10 protein-coding genes are annotated in these 14,609 nt (G+C 66.7%); 4 read left to right on the top strand and 6 right to left on the bottom strand.

Translation table 11 applies throughout. The features are described from left to right. Positions 1 to 135 precede the first annotated feature (135 nt). The 5 genes from ACLP4W_RS14570 to ACLP4W_RS14550 form a co-directional block, all read right to left on the bottom strand. Positions 136 to 552, bottom strand: coding sequence for a hypothetical protein (locus tag ACLP4W_RS14570; RefSeq protein WP_442387007.1), 417 nt, complete (start codon positions 550 to 552; stop codon positions 136 to 138). Between the two features lie 61 nt (positions 553 to 613). Then, positions 614 to 1,504 carry a non-homologous end-joining DNA ligase gene (ligD, locus tag ACLP4W_RS14565; protein WP_442387005.1) on the bottom strand — a complete coding sequence of 297 codons (891 nt, stop codon included), beginning with the start codon at positions 1,502 to 1,504 and terminating at the stop codon, positions 614 to 616. Then, positions 1,504 to 2,514, bottom strand: a complete 1,011-nt coding sequence (gene ligD, locus ACLP4W_RS14560) for a non-homologous end-joining DNA ligase (RefSeq protein ID WP_442387003.1) — start codon at positions 2,512 to 2,514, stop codon at positions 1,504 to 1,506. Before ligD (ACLP4W_RS14560) ends, ligD (ACLP4W_RS14565) begins: the two co-directional genes overlap by 1 nt. A 4-nt stretch (positions 2,515 to 2,518) precedes the next feature. Next, entirely contained in the window at positions 2,519 to 2,959 is a 441-nt protein-coding gene (locus ACLP4W_RS14555) for a DUF402 domain-containing protein (protein ID WP_442387015.1), read from the bottom strand. Between the two features lie 97 nt (positions 2,960 to 3,056). Then, positions 3,057 to 5,786, bottom strand: a complete 2,730-nt coding sequence (locus ACLP4W_RS14550) for an ATP-binding cassette domain-containing protein (RefSeq protein ID WP_442387001.1) — start codon at positions 5,784 to 5,786, stop codon at positions 3,057 to 3,059. A gap of 280 nt (positions 5,787 to 6,066) precedes the next feature. Between ACLP4W_RS14550 and ACLP4W_RS14545 the strand changes: the two genes are divergently transcribed. From ACLP4W_RS14545 to ACLP4W_RS14535, 3 genes are all read left to right on the top strand, one after another. Further along, complete coding sequence (locus ACLP4W_RS14545; protein WP_442386999.1) at positions 6,067 to 8,148, top strand: serine/threonine-protein kinase; 2,082 nt, start codon at positions 6,067 to 6,069, stop codon at positions 8,146 to 8,148. Between the two features lie 114 nt (positions 8,149 to 8,262). Then, a complete protein-coding gene (gene uvrB, locus ACLP4W_RS14540; protein ID WP_442386997.1) occupies positions 8,263 to 10,422 on the top strand; it encodes an excinuclease ABC subunit UvrB in 2,160 nt (719 codons plus the stop codon). Beyond that, positions 10,419 to 11,816 (top strand): MFS transporter, encoded by a 1,398-nt coding sequence (locus ACLP4W_RS14535; protein WP_442386995.1) that lies wholly within the window; start codon positions 10,419 to 10,421, stop codon positions 11,814 to 11,816. Before uvrB ends, ACLP4W_RS14535 begins: the two co-directional genes overlap by 4 nt. Before the next feature lie 86 nt (positions 11,817 to 11,902). Here the strand turns inward: ACLP4W_RS14535 and ACLP4W_RS14530 are convergent, their stop codons facing one another. Then, entirely contained in the window at positions 11,903 to 13,471 is a 1,569-nt protein-coding gene (locus ACLP4W_RS14530; protein ID WP_442386993.1) for a glycosyltransferase family 39 protein, read from the bottom strand. A 309-nt stretch (positions 13,472 to 13,780) separates the two neighbouring features. Here ACLP4W_RS14530 and ACLP4W_RS14525 point away from each other — a divergent pair, with 309 nt between their 5' ends. Continuing rightward, positions 13,781 to 14,224: a universal stress protein gene (locus ACLP4W_RS14525; protein WP_442386991.1), complete on the top strand. Its 444-nt coding sequence runs from the start codon at positions 13,781 to 13,783 to the stop codon at positions 14,222 to 14,224. Positions 14,225 to 14,609 lie beyond the last annotated feature (385 nt).

The raw sequence follows: 14,609 nt of genomic DNA, 5'->3' as shown, positions 1-14,609 counted from the left end.
CAGAGACACGCCGATATACCGCTTTCGATACATGACTACACATCAGCTGCCAAATGGACACAGAACACCTGCTCATCAAGGGCAAACTGGATTCAGACCCGTGCTACCAGGGGGAACTTCGGCCTAGCCGGGAACTTAGCTTGGCAAGGGTGCGCCGCACTGCAGCACCCCGTTCATCGGGTCGGCGCTTCCGGGCCCCGCCCTGACCATCTGGTCGACCTGTGTGAAGACGTTGTCGTCCACGTCGATCTCGCAGTGCACGTTCGCCGAGTAAGGGAAATGAAGCACAATCCGCAAGCCGGCCTGCTGCGGATCGCCCAGCACCGTGTTGGCCTCGAAGACGTTGCCTGGCATGGAGGGAAGGCCGGTGGTACTCGTCTGGCCGCCGTTGATCACGAACGTGGCCTGACTACCGGTTGTCAGCGCGTCGATCCTGGCCCGGTAGGTGATGTTGTGGAGATCCGCCCGCGCGATTGCCGGACTTGGCTGCGAGCCGGCCGCGATGACTGTCAAGGCGGCGATCGGCATCCATCTGCGCTTCCTGGGGAGCATAGCTGCCGAGATTACGCCCGGCCGCGCAGCTTGCGCAGGTCGGCAGCGTGGTTAACGCTGTTCAGGCACGAAGCTTCGCCAGGCGCTGCGCGGGACGGGTCAGCGAACGGGCATGCCGATACATATCGGCCCACGGATCGCGTTGCCCGGCAAGCCGTTTCGGAAGATCACGGATCGTGAATCGGTCGGCCCGCAAGTCGCGAACGTCCAGTTCATCCCACTCCAGCGGGGTGGCCACGGGCGCACCACCGAGGGCGCGGACCGAGTACGGTGCGATCGCGGTCTGAGCGTACGCGTTTCGCATGATGTCGAGATACACCCGGTCGCCTCGCTTGTCCTTGCGGGCTTCCACGGTGCGGTGCGCGGCGTCGTCCGCCACCACCACCTCGGCGACGTCGCGGGCGAATTCGCGGGCAGTGTCGAAATCGGTGTCAGCGCGCAGCGGCACGACGACGTGCAGTCCACGCGAGCCGGTGGTCTGCACATAGCGCGCCAGTCCCAGCTCGTCCAGCACCCCGGCCACCGCGCGGGCGGTCGCCCGCACCACGGCAAAGTCGGTGTCGGACGGGTCGAGATCGAAGACCAGCCGATCGGGATTGTTCAGCCGCCCCTGCCGCGACTGCCACACGTGCAATGCGATGCAGCTCTGGTTGGCCAGCCAGCGCAACGCTTCCGGGCGGTCGGCTAGCGGATGCACCACGGTGCCGCCCTCTTTGGCGACCTCGACGCCGCTCATCCAGTCCGGCAGGGAATCGGCGAAATCCTGCTGCACGAACCCTTGTTCACCGATTCCCCGGGGAAACCGTTGCACGTTCAGTGCCCGGCCCTTGAGATGCGGCAGCATCGTGCCGGCCACCTCGCCGTAGTAGTCGGCAAGATCGCGTTTGGTGATGCCGTCCTCGGGGAACAAAACCCGGTCCGGGTGGGTGATCTCGACCTCGATGCGTGGCATCAGCGTGTCTCCCGTACGACGTCGTCGGGGTCCTTATCGGTACGCAAGCCTTGGTAGCGGGGGTGGCGCAGCTTGCCGTCGCGTGTCCACTCGGTGAACCCGATCTGGACCACCAGCTGCGGGCGTACCCAGTGGGCGCCCTTTTCATGCACCAGACCCCGGGTGAACGGTGGTGCATCCTGCTCGAGCGGCGACAGCCGCTCATGCAGGCTATGCAGCGTGGTTTCGTCGAAACCGGTTCCCACCTTGCCGGCGTAAACCAGGTCGCGGCCTTCGTGGTAGCCGATCAATAGCGCGCCCAACTCGATACGGCTGCCCTTGGGACTGGTGTAACCCCCAACGACGAACTCCTGGTCGCGGACACATTTGAACTTCAACCAATTCGGCGAGCGGCGGCCGTCGTACTTCGAGTCGGCCAGCTTGGCGATCACCCCTTCGTCGCCACGTTCGCACGCAGCCCGGTAGGTTGCTTCTCCAACTCCCGTGCCATCCTCGACCCGGTGGGTGGTGTAACGTAGCGGATCGTTGAATTTAAAGGCATTGCGCAGCAGACGTTTACGCCACAGCAGCGGCACATCGATGGTCGACTTGCCGTCGAGGTGCAGCAGGTCGAAAAGGTAATAGAAGACGCGGACCGGCGACGCCCGGGCCACGTCGGGGTTGGTGATGCCCAGACGTCCCTGCAAACGGGCGAAGCTGGTGCGGCGTCCCTCGAACGCCACCACCTCGCCGTCCACGACAAACCGGGTGGTGTGCTGGGCGTTGAGCGCGTCAACGAGCTCCGGATAGGTTCCGTTGAGCGGCTGGCGATTTCGCGACAGCAGCCGCACCCGGTCGCCGTCGCGAAACGCCAGGCAGCGCATCCCGTCCAATTTCCGTTCGAAGATCCATTGCGGATCGGAAAACCGCTTCTCGGTCAGGGTCGCCAGCGCGGGAGCCCGCCAGTCGGGCACCGGCTCGTCGTGCAGCGCCGCGCGCACCGAGGCGGGCAGACCGGCGAAATCCGTCATGAGACTATGCTCCGCGCCAGGTGAGCTGCATGCCGTTGCCCGCGAGCCATGCGTGCAGGTCATAGTCGTTGCGGGCCAGACCGTCGACGGCACCCACGGCGCGCCGCACCGCCTGCTCGCCGACCTCCGGGGTCAGCAGACCCAGGCGCACGGCGTCAAGCAGCTCATCGACATCGGCCAGCTCGGCGCCGATACGGGTCCGCACCTCGATGTCAAGGTAATGGTCTTCTGAATGCCACACCTTCGGGCCGGGCGTGTATTCACCCACGTCGAGGTAGTAGTCGTGGTCGCGTTCATGACCCGGGTTGAAATGAAAGACGGTGGCGCGCAAGCCCAGCGACGGCAGCAGCCACGACTCGAGGTAGTGGAACTGAGCCCGTCCGGGGGTGGGACGGGCGACGTAGAGCCCCCACGGGCGCGCCACGTACTCGTCGACGGCCCGCACCATCCCCTTCGGGTCGGTATTGGTGCGGGCGACCAGGTCGAACGTCTCGTGCTTCGGCGGATGGATGATGGTCAGCCTTTCGGCCCGTAACGACCCCTTAACGTCGGAGCCGGATTTTCCACCGCACAAAGGTGGCATAGAACACCGACAGCGCGGCCAGCATGCCCATGTCGAGCAGCCAGATCTTTGATGTGTGCTGCCAGAACCGGTCCTGGGGCAGCAGCGAACCGGGTACCAGGTGGCGTACGTCGACCGTGGACGCCGCCGCCGCGTAGCCCCAGCGCGCCGGCATCGCCCAGGACAGCTGGTCGAGGGCGAGCCGGCCGGTCACCGGGACCATCCCGCCGCACAGCACCAGCTGCGCCATGATCGACACGACGAACAGCGGCATGATCTGCTCGCTGGAGCGGACCAGCGACGAAATGGCCAGGCCGAGGATGGCCGAGGCGACACAGGTGGCGGCGACGGTCAAGAACAGCTCGAAGGTGGCCCCCAGAGTTCCGTGGCCCAGCAGCACGGCACCCTGCGTCGGCGCGCCCTTGCCGACCACCACGATCGTGGTGGTGATCGCCGACTGCAGGATGGCGAAGCCGCAAAACACCGCGGTCTTGGCCAGCAGGTAGGCCGAGGTCGACAATCCGACTGCCTGTTCGCGCTGGAAGATGGCCCGTTCGCCGACCAGGTCGCGGATCGTCAGCGCGGTGCCCATGAAGGCCGCGGCGAGCAGCAGCAGGTTGAGTATCTGTGCGGACTCGTCGGGCGTGCCGGCGTGCGGGGCGGGAACATGGAATCCACTGTTGCCGGGGACGGTCAGCGACAGCGCGCCAAGGATGAACGGCAACAACGCCAGGAATATGAAGTAGGCGCGGTCGGCGACGACCAGGCGCACCTGCCGGCGGGCGACGGTCGAGATCTGGCGCCGGACGCTGGTGTGCACCGGTTCGCCCAGGTCACCCGGCTCGTCGGCCTTGTCCGGCATGAGCTTCTGGGGCCGCTTCTGGGCCTCACGCTGAGCCAGAAAGCGCCTGTTGGCCTCCTCGGGGTCGGCGCCGACCTTGGTGAAGATCTTGGCCCAGTTGGTGGTCCCCATCGCCTCACCGATCTGGTCAGGCGGGCCGCAGTAGGCCGTCTTGCCGCCCGGTGCCACCAACAGCAACTGGTCGCAGGTGTCCAGGTAGGACAACATGTGCGTCACCACGATCACCACGCGACCTGCGTCCGCCAGCTGGCGCAGCATCGTCATGACCTGGTGGTCCAGCGCCGGGTCAAGACCCGAAGTCGGCTCGTCGAGGATTAGCAACGACGGCCCGGTGAGCAGCTCCAGCGCCACCGAAGCGCGCTTGCGTTGACCGCCGGACAGCTTGTCGACGCGGGTGTCGGCGTGCTTGGTCAGGTCGAGTTCCTCGAGTACCTGCGCGACCACTTTGGCGCGATCCGCTTTGCTGGTGTCGGGCGGCAGCCGCAGTTCGGCGGCGTACCCCAGCGCCTGGTTGACCGTTAGCTGGCGGTGCACCACGTCGTCTTGCGGGACCATGCCGATCCTGCTGCGCAGCGACGCGTATTCGGCGTGGATGTCGTGGCCCTCGAAGGTGACCGAGCCCGAACTGGGGCGGAGATACCCGGCGATCAGCCTGGCGAGCGTGCTCTTCCCGGCGCCCGAGCCGCCGATGACCGCGGTCAGGGTGCCGGGCCTGGCCGCCAGTGAGATGTTGTCGAGCAGTTGTTTGCCGTTGTCGACGACGTACTTGACCCCGCGCACCTCCAGGCCACCGGTCCGCGTCGCGGCCTGACTTTGCCGGATCAGGGTTCCATCGCGGAATACCAGATCGACATTGCCGATGGTGACGACGTCGTTCTCGGTCAAGATCGCCGACCCGACCCGGGTGCCGTTGACGAAAGTTCCGTTGATGCTGTTGTCCCGGATCTCGGTGCCGAGCGGCGTCGGCACCAGTGTCGCGTGCTGACGCGACGCCAGGACGTCGGAGACGACGATGTCGTTGTCGGCGGCGCGACCGATCGTCTTGGCGCCGGCGGTGCCCGCGGCGGCCGACGAGCGCGGCGAGAACAACTTCACAAACCTGGTCGCCAGGTTGGACACGTCGGCCGTCTTGGCGTCGATCACGGTGACCTCGGCCGGTGGCGTCGACTCCGGCCGGGCAAGTGCTCCGGTACCGACCACGGTCGGCTGATCGGGTGGCGTTCCACGAGGCGGCATCACCGGCGGTGGCATTCCCGCGGTCGATATCGGTGGTGGCGGCGCCGGGCGCGGCTGCGAAACCGGCTGCCTCGGCGGGGGCGGGTTCGGTGGCCTGGCCGGCCGGTTGGGCGGCACTGGACGCGGCGGCGCGAGGTTGGGACCGCTTCGAGCGGGGCTTCTTGGCTGGCTGCCGGTCTGGCCGGGCGGCGGCGCCGGCGGCTGCGTGGGATTCGTCTGCTCCGGGATCGCCGACCAGGCCAGAGTGGGCGGTCCGGAGTCCCGGGTCGGTCGCGGCTGGGGTGGCCGGTTGGCTTGGCCGTGCTGCGGTCCGATCGCGAACGTCAGCCGCGGGCCTTGCGGGTTCCCGACGTTGATGCTCTGGCCGTCGTGGATGTCGATGACCGGCATCCGGTAGCCGTTGACATAGGTCCCGTTCAGCGACCCGTTGTCGATTGCCAGCCAGCGGCCTTGGTCGAACCGCAGTATCAGATGCGCGCGGGAGATCCGCGGATCCGGGATGCGCAGGTCGGCGTTCACGTCACGTCCGATGACCACCTCGTGGCCCGCGGCGTAGGAACGTTGGGACCCGTCGTGCCGGATTGTCAGGACAGGCGGGGCGGGTCGGGTCACTACTCAAGTATCGGTCCGCGGCTCGAGTGCGCTCCATGGGACTCGCCTGTGATTTGGCTTTGTTTCAACTCGGCCACTCATAGCAGTTTCATAGCCTGCTGAGACGAATCGCCCACCGAGGCCCGGCATGATTCGAATGTGAGGGGAGCTAAAAGAATTGTGTCCGGACGTGCGAAGCAACGGGTCCCGATCCCGACGCAAACGCCCAGGGTGTTCCGTCCCGCGTCAGATTTCGGCGATACCCGCAGGTAGTGCCGAGAAAACAAGGGGGCAACCATAGATGGACGATCACAGGGGGACTACCCGGCGCATTGATGCCGGGCGACGGCTGCTGAGCAACCCGCGCGGGGCCCGCGAGGCCCTGCGCGCGGGCTTTCAGTCGCTGCCCTCAGCGACCGTCGCGCACCTGTTCCGCCGCGTTCCTCCCGTCAGCTCGGCCCCGAACGCCGCGCCTGCGGCGGCGGAGCACCACGGCGAGGAGAGCGGATCGCTTCTCGCGTTGACCGGTGGCCCGCCATTTGCCGGCTACACGATCTTGCGGCAGCTCGGCGTCGGCGGCATGGCCGAGGTCTATCTGGCTCTGCATCCCAGGTTGCCGCGTCGCGACGTGATCAAGGTCCTCGCCGAGGCGGTCACCGCGGATCCCGAGTTCCGCGAGAGGTTCAACCGGGAAGCCGATCTTGCCGCAACGCTGTGGCACCCGCACATCGTCGGCGTCCACGATCGTGGCGAATTCAACGGTCAGCTCTGGATTTCCATGGACTACGTGGAAGGCACCGACGCCGCCCGACTGGTCAAGGAGCGCTACCAGGACGGGATGCCAATCCATGAGGTGTGTGCCATCCTGCAAGCCGTAGCCGGTGCGCTCGACTACGCCCACGATCGCGGCCTGCTGCACCGCGACGTCAAACCCGCCAACATCCTGCTCACCCATCCCGAGGACGGGGAACGCCGAATCCTGCTGGCGGACTTCGGCGTAGCGCGCCACCTCGGCAACATCAGCGGTATCACCGAGACCAATGTCGCGGTGGGAACGGTCGCCTACGCCGCGCCCGAACAGCTGACGGGTTCCAACATCGACGGCCGGGCAGACCAATACGCGTTGGCCGCCACCGCGTTTCATCTGCTCACCGGTGCGCCGCCGTTCCAGCACTCCAACCCGATCGCGGTGATCAGCCAGCATCTGCACGAGGATCCCCCCCGGCTCAGCGCTTACCGCCCGGATTTGGCGCACCTCGACGACGTGTTCTTGAAAGCCCTTGCCAAGCAACCCGAGGACAGGTTCGAGCGGTGTCGCGCGTTCGCGGCCGCCCTCAGCGGGCAGTTCGACGCGGCCTCCGAGCCCGGTCGGGGCGCGCAAGCCGGTACCGCGTTGATGACCCCGCCGCGGCGGCGCGGAATCCGCGGCGCGATCGCGGCGATAAACCACAGGTTTTCGTCACGGACCCGATGGGCGACCGCGCTGGTCTGCGCGGTGCTGATCGCCATCGCGGCGACCTGGTCGGCCCTGTACACGTTTCAGCCGGAGAATTCTCCGACCAACGTCCCTGCGCTTGCCTCGAAACCGTCCGTCCCGGCGCCCAGCGCTGCGCCCGCTCGGCCCGGGGGTCCGGTACTCAATGGCACCTACCAGTTGACCTACGACCGCAGCAAGCAGACCACCAACGGCATCCCGATCCGTCACGACGGCCCAGCCACCAGTTGGTGGGCGTTCCGCTCGGTGTGCACCGCCAACGGGTGCGCGGCGACCGGGACCCAGCTCGACGACGCCAACCACCAGGTCGCCAGCGCCACCGACGGCGGTCACACGTACGCGCTGCGCTTCGTTGGTGGTTATTGGCAGGGCGGATTTCAGGAGGAGCGGTCGGGCTGCACTCAGCCCAACGGACAAGTGCAGGCGACCCAGCAGGAAACCGTCGCAGGGTCGTTGGCGCCGCAAGCCGACGGCACGCTGCGCGGCACGGTGACGCAAACCGCACTGTCCAATGAGTGCGGCGCACAGGGCGCGGTGGTGCGGGTGCCCGTGGTTGCCACCCGTGTTGGTGACGCGCCGCCGAGCGTGCCCTTGGCCGACCCCACCCAGGTCGTCAACACCTCGACCGCGCCGTCCCACCCGGCACCGGCCGTCCTCGGCGGGTTGTGCAGCGACGTGGACAAGCTCGCCTACGACCCAACCAACAACGAGCAGGTCGTCTGCGAGGGCAACACCTGGGCCAAAGCCCCGATCACGATGGGAGTTCACGCCTCCGGTAGCTCATGCGACAGACCCGGCACCTCGGTGTTCGCGATGTCCACCTCAAACGACGGGTACTTGCTGCAGTGCGATCCGGTCACGAGGACGTGGGCCCGCCCCGCCGGATAGCCCGGGACCACAGCCGCGAGGGTGCGTGTCTGCACGACGACACACCGCGTGGCGTGTCATCCTGCGCGCGCTCGAGCGCGAGAGCTTGTCGGTGCCTCCCATTACCCTGGTGACATGGCCTTCGCCACCGAGCATCCGGTAGTCGCGCATTCCGAATACCGCGCCGTCGAGGAGATCGTGCGCTCCGGTGCGCGTTTCGAGGTGGTCAGCCCGCACGCTCCGGCCGGCGACCAGCCGGCCGCCATCGACGACCTGGAGCGGCGGATTCTGGCGGGGGAGCGCGACGTGGTGCTGCTCGGTGCCACCGGCACCGGGAAGTCGGCCACCACCGCCTGGCTCATCGAGCGGCTGCAACGGCCGACGCTGGTGATGGCGCCCAACAAGACACTGGCCGCCCAGTTGGCCAACGAGCTGCGAGAGATGTTGCCGCACAACGCAGTCGAGTACTTCGTGTCGTACTATGACTACTACCAGCCGGAGGCGTACATCGCGCAGACCGACACCTACATCGAGAAGGACAGCTCCATCAACGACGACGTGGAGCGGCTGCGGCACTCTGCGACGTCGTCGCTGCTGTCGCGCCGAGATGTGGTGGTGGTGGCCTCGGTGTCATGCATCTACGGCCTGGGCACGCCGCAGTCCTACCTGGACCGCTCCGTCGAACTGCGGGTGGGTAGCGAGGTGCCGCGGGACGGGCTGCTGCGGCTGCTGGTCGACGTCCAGTACAGCCGCAACGACCTGTCCTTTACCCGCGGCTCGTTCCGGGTGCGCGGCGACACCGTGGAGATCATCCCGTCCTACGAAGAGCTGGCGATTCGCATCGAGTTCTTCGGCGACGAGATCGAGGCGTTGTACTACCTGCACCCGCTGACCGGCGAGGTCATCCGCCAGGTCGACTCACTGCGGATCTTCCCCGCCACCCACTACGTGGCGGGCCCCGAGCGGATGGCGCACGCGATCTCCACCATCGAGGAGGAGCTCGCCGAGCGGCTCGCCGAATTCGAGAGCCAGGGCAAGCTGCTGGAGGCCCAGCGACTGCGGATGCGCACCAACTACGACATCGAGATGATGCGCCAGGTCGGGTTCTGTTCGGGTATCGAGAATTACTCCCGCCACATCGACGGCAGGGGCCCGGGCTCGCCGCCGGCGACCCTGCTGGACTACTTCCCGGAGGATTTCCTGCTCGTCATCGACGAGTCGCACGTCACCGTTCCGCAGATCGGCGGCATGTACGAGGGCGACATGTCCCGCAAGCGCAATCTCGTCGACTATGGGTTCCGGTTGCCGTCGGCGGTCGACAACCGCCCGCTGACCTGGGAGGAGTTCGCCGACCGGATCGGGCAGACGGTGTACCTGTCGGCCACCCCGGGGCCCTACGAGCTCAGCCAGTCCAGCGGTGAGTTCGTCGAGCAGGTGATCCGGCCCACCGGCCTGGTGGACCCGAAGGTGGTGGTCAAGCCGACCAAGGGGCAGATCGACGACCTGATCGGCGAGATCCGCAAACGCGCCGAAGCCGACCAGCGGGTACTGGTGACGACGCTGACGAAGAAGATGGCCGAGGACCTGACCGACTACTTGCTGGAGATGGGCATCCGGGTGCGCTACCTGCACTCCGAGGTCGACACGTTGCGCCGGGTGGAACTGCTGCGCCAGCTGCGGCTCGGCGACTACGACGTGCTGGTCGGCATCAACCTGCTGCGGGAGGGCCTGGACCTGCCCGAGGTGTCGTTGGTGGCGATCCTCGACGCCGACAAGGAGGGCTTCCTTAGGTCGTCGCGAAGCCTGATCCAGACCATCGGCCGCGCCGCCCGCAACGTCTCCGGCGAAGTGCACATGTACGCCGACTCGATGACCGACTCCATGAAGGAGGCCATCGACGAGACCGAACGGCGACGGGCCAAGCAGATCGCCTACAACGAGGCCAACGGCATCGACCCGCAGCCGCTGCGCAAGAAGATCGCCGACATTCTCGACAAGGTCTATCGCGAGGCCGACGACACGGAAGCGGTGGAGATCGGCGGATCGGGCCGCAACGTGTCCCGGGGCCGACGTGCCCAGGGCGAGCCCGGCCGCGCAGTCAGTGCCGGTGTGTTCGAGGGTCGCGACACCGCCAACATGCCGCGCGCCGAACTGGCCGACCTCATCAAAGACCTCACCGCGCAGATGATGGCCGCCGCGCGGGATTTGCAGTTCGAGCTGGCCGCGCGGTTCCGCGACGAGATCGCCGACCTCAAGAAGGAACTGCGCGGGATGGACGCCGCCGGCCTGAAGTGATGCACACGGCCAGCATCACCGGCAGCTGGCGGGAGCTGCTGGGCGCCAAGCACTTGGGGACGTCCGTGGTGCTGGCCGGCGGCGTCGGGTTGTACGCCACCAACGAGTTTCTGACCAGCAGCCTGCTCCCGAACACGGTCGCAGAGATCGGCGGCGGCCGACTCTACGCATGGGTGACCACCCTGTATCTCGTCGGCTCGGTGGTCGCGGCGACCATGGTCAATCCGATGCTGATGCGCGTCGGGCCGCGTCCGTCGTACCTGATGGGGCTGGCGGTATTCGCCGTCGCGAGCCTGGTGTGCGGGGCGGCTCCCGACATGGGGATTCTGATAGCGGGACGCGCTTTGCAAGGAGTGGCCGGCGGCCTGCTGGCAGGCCTTGGCTACGCGGTCATCAACGCTGCGCTGCCCCGCTCGCTGTGGACCCGGGCCGCAGCACTGGTGTCGGCGATGTGGGGCGTCGCCACCGTGGTGGGGCCCGCGACGGGTGGCCTGTTCGCGCAGTTTGGCCTGTGGCGGTGGGCCTTCGGCGCGATGGCGATTCTGACAGCTCTGATGGCCATGCTGGTACCGATCGCACTGCCCGCCGGCCGGGTCGACCCGAGCGCCGCCACACCCGCGATGAAGGTGCCGGTGTGGTCGCTGATGCTGATCGGTGCTGCCGCGCTGGCCGTCAGCGTCGCCCAGATTCCGCACAACATAGCCGCGACCGCTGGGCTGCTCGCCGCCGGCATTGTGCTGGCCGGGTTGTTTGTGGTCGTTGACTGGCGGATGCACGCAGCGGTGTTGCCGCCCAGCGTATTTGGTCGTGGGCCCTTGAAGTGGATCTACCTGACCATGGGCGTACTGATGGTCGGCGCGATGGTAACCACCTATGTGCCCCTGTTCGGTCAACGGTTGGCACATCTGTCGCCGGTGGCGGCCGGTTTTCTGGGTGCGGCGCTGGCGGTCGGCTGGACGGTCAGCGAGATCGTGAGCGCATCACTGGAGAACCCGCGAACGATCGGGCGGGTGATCGCGGTCGCACCGGTGGTGGTCGCGTCGGGCCTGGCGCTGGGTGCGCTCTCCCAGCGCGAGAACGCGTCGGTCGGGATTGTCGCGCTCTGGGCGTCGGGATTGCTGGTGGCCGGTATCGGGATCGGGATGGCCTGGCCCCATCTGTCGGTGCGCGCAATGGAATCCGTCAACGACCCGGCCGAAGGGGTCGCTGCGGCCGCGGCGATCAACACCGTGCAGCTCATCTCCGCGGCATTCGGCGCCGGGCTGGCCGGTGTCGTGGTCAACACGGTCGAGGGCGGTGGCGTGATGGCGGCCCGTTGGTTGTTCACGGTGTTCGCGGCTTTGAGCGCTGTCGGTGTCATTTCTTCCTACGGCGCGGTGCGCGGCAAGCGCTGAGCCCAGTCCACCGTGCGGCGCCCAGAAAGCCTATGCCCCATAACGATTTGGGGCGCGACGCGTGAGGTGTCCAGCTCCCGCGCGCGTTACCGCGTTGACTTGACAACCTGCGAGAAGTGAAATTGCCAACGCTCGACGATGTGGAAGCCGAGGTAGCCCGGGAATCGATATGCCGGGGCCCGCCCGAACGCTCCCGGCGGCAACGGTTGTCCGGTTTGATGATCAGGCAGCGACTTGTCTTTGCTGGTGATGGTCCAGATGGCGGGGCATTTGTTGATCTTCGCCGTAACCAGCCACACGGCGACATGGCCATCCCAGAGCCACCCCACCTTGGGTCCGTAGGCGCCACGCCCGACGTCGATCAGCGACCGATAGGCCGCCGGCCGCGCGGCCAGCAGGGCGCGGATCGGACCGGGCTTCCAGGGCGCGGTGTTGTCCACCATCAGACAGTCCCCGGGTGACGCATGGGAGCTGATCAGGTCCGCCACTTGGCTGTAATCCCACTCTTCTTTGGCGTACGGCCCGCGTTGTGTGAAGTAGTAATCCGGAAAAGCGGCGACGGCGAAGAGCGCTATGACGCCGGCAATGGGCCACGGTTTGCGGGCGAGCGTGACGATGCAGACCGCCAGAACGATGGCCGCGGCGGGCACGGTGAAGATCAGGTAGCGCGGGTAGTAGATCGGTTCATTGATGGCCGAGTAGATGACCGTGAGGCCGGTGGGGAGGACGATCCAGGCTGTGCATATGACCAAGAGGGTGCGCATGTCGCCCGCTGGTGCTCGCAGGCCGATCAGTCGGGCCACGACCGCCGCAACGATGAGCACGCCCGCGAGAATGGCGAACGGAACGCTGTGGTCGAAGTACTGCCGGTGGAAGATGTCGAAGGCGTAATGCCAGCTGACGGGATAGATCCAGTTGATTTGCCCGACCTGAGCATGGGCGAACACGATGAACGGCGTCGTGATCCCGATGGCGACGGCCGAGCTGACTGCCCACCAGATAGCGGGAGATTTGCGGGATTCTTTGGGCGCCAGGAGCGGCAGCATCGACGCGTGCACCAGCATCAACAGGATCAGGTTGAGGTTCAGCAAAATCGACAGCGCGAATGCCAGCGCGTAGGACACCCATAATCGGGGCCTATGGCGCCGGACAGCGGCAACGAGCAATACGGTCAGCCAGATGGCCGCGGCAACCACGAAAGCATACGAGCGGGCTTCGATACCCGCCCAGGTGGTGCGGGGCAGGATCGCGAAGACGGCACCTGCGCTCACCGCGGTCGTGCGTGTCGAGAATCGCCTGGTGAACACTGTGACGCCCGCGGCAGCTGCCGCCACCGCCAGAACGCTGGGAACCCGCGACCAGAATTCGGTCGGGGGAAATATGGCGAACCAGCCGTGCATCAGCAGGTAGTGCAGGCCGTGCACGGCGTCGATATTGCCGAGCAGTTTCCACAGCTCAGGCAGGGTGCGGCTGGCGGAAGCCGAAATGGTGGCGCTCTCGTCGAACCAGAACGCAGGCCGACCGGCCCAAGCGCCGCTGATAACCGCGGTCAGCACGGCGATCGCCCACGGGTCGAGGAATCTGCCGCGCGGGCGTGTGGGCGCGGGCTCGGCGACGACGTCCGCGGCGGTCTGCTCAAGGGTGAACATGGACATGGTGCTTGTCACTGTAGGGTGCGCCAGATGAATCGGCTCACCATAAGTCCTGCATGCGAGGGTGGACCCGCGGTGCGCCAGCCCGGATTACTCCCTGCATTTCACGAAAAGGTCTGCAATGCAACCCTTTCCACCTTGAGCATGACGGTTGGATCGCCTTTTCGCCGCGGAATATTGTTCGTTGACGCAGCGTGGCCCCGCAAAATGCTGGTCGCGGCGCGCCACGCTGTGTCGTTAAACTTTCTCCTCCGCGTCCGGCAAACGCGATACTGTCTTTGGTTGGCTGACCAACCGAAACTGGGAGGGTAAATGAGTGCCTATCGGACCGTGCTGGTGGGGACCGACGGCTCGGCTTCATCGTTTCGTGCGGTGGACCGCGCAGCGCAGATCGCCGGGGCCGACGCCAAGTTGATCATCGCGTCGGCGTACCTGCCCCAGCATGAGGACACCCGGGCCGCCGATGCGCTGGGGCAGGAAAGCTACAAGGTGTCGGGCACCGCGCCGATTTACGCGATTCTGCAGGACGCCAAGGAACGGGCGCACGCGGCGGGTGCCAAGAACGTGGAAGAGCGGTCGATCGTCGGCGCTCCGGTCGACGCCCTGGTCAAGCTGGCCGAGGACGAAAAAGTCGATCTGCTGGTCGTCGGCAACGTCGGTCTGAGCACGATCGCGGGCCGGCTGCTGGGATCGGTGCCAGCCAACGTCTCGCGTCGGGCCAACGTCGACGTGTTGATCGTGCACACCACGAGCTGACTCAGGGTTGCCACCGGCCGGGGTCTGAACGGGAGTCAGCACGGCCGGGCTTGCTCACTGTCCCATCGATTCCCTGGCCCACAGGGCCATGGAGCGCATGAGCAGATCGCGCTCCATCGCCAACTCGCTGATCTGCCTGCGCAGATCGTTGATCTCGTCGCGCAGATTCTGGCTCAACGGGCCCTCGTCACCTTGAGCACGCTGATCCGGCCACGTCGCCTGGCCGTGCGTGCCCTGGGGCTGGCCCGCCTCGCGAGCCACCTGCGGTATCACCGAAGGCGGCGGGCCGTATCGGGGACTTGTCGCGCTGCCGGGTTGCGCGGCCGCGCCGCCGGGTTGCGCGGCACCGCTTCCGCGTTGCGCGGCCCCGCGTGTGGCGGCCCAG

The sequence above is a fragment of the Mycobacterium sp. genome (assembly GCF_052145595.1).
GTDB lineage: Bacteria > Actinomycetota > Actinomycetes > Mycobacteriales > Mycobacteriaceae > Mycobacterium.
This window is presented reverse-complemented; position numbering and strand designations above follow the sequence as displayed.

What these genes read in the sequence shown, in the direction of transcription:
- ACLP4W_RS14545 (WP_442386999.1), top strand. Translation starts at nt 6,067, where the DNA reads ATGGACGATCACAGGGGGACTACCCGGCGCATTGATGCCGGGCGACGG.
- ligD (WP_442387003.1), bottom strand. Translation starts at nt 2,514, where the DNA reads ATGACGGATTTCGCCGGTCTGCCCGCCTCGGTGCGCGCGGCGCTGCAC.
- ACLP4W_RS14570 (WP_442387007.1), bottom strand. Translation starts at nt 552, where the DNA reads ATGCTCCCCAGGAAGCGCAGATGGATGCCGATCGCCGCCTTGACAGTC.
- ligD (WP_442387005.1), bottom strand. Translation starts at nt 1,504, where the DNA reads ATGCCACGCATCGAGGTCGAGATCACCCACCCGGACCGGGTTTTGTTC.
- ACLP4W_RS14530 (WP_442386993.1), bottom strand. Translation starts at nt 13,471, where the DNA reads ATGTCCATGTTCACCCTTGAGCAGACCGCCGCGGACGTCGTCGCCGAG.
- uvrB (WP_442386997.1), top strand. Translation starts at nt 8,263, where the DNA reads ATGGCCTTCGCCACCGAGCATCCGGTAGTCGCGCATTCCGAATACCGC.
- ACLP4W_RS14525 (WP_442386991.1), top strand. Translation starts at nt 13,781, where the DNA reads ATGAGTGCCTATCGGACCGTGCTGGTGGGGACCGACGGCTCGGCTTCA.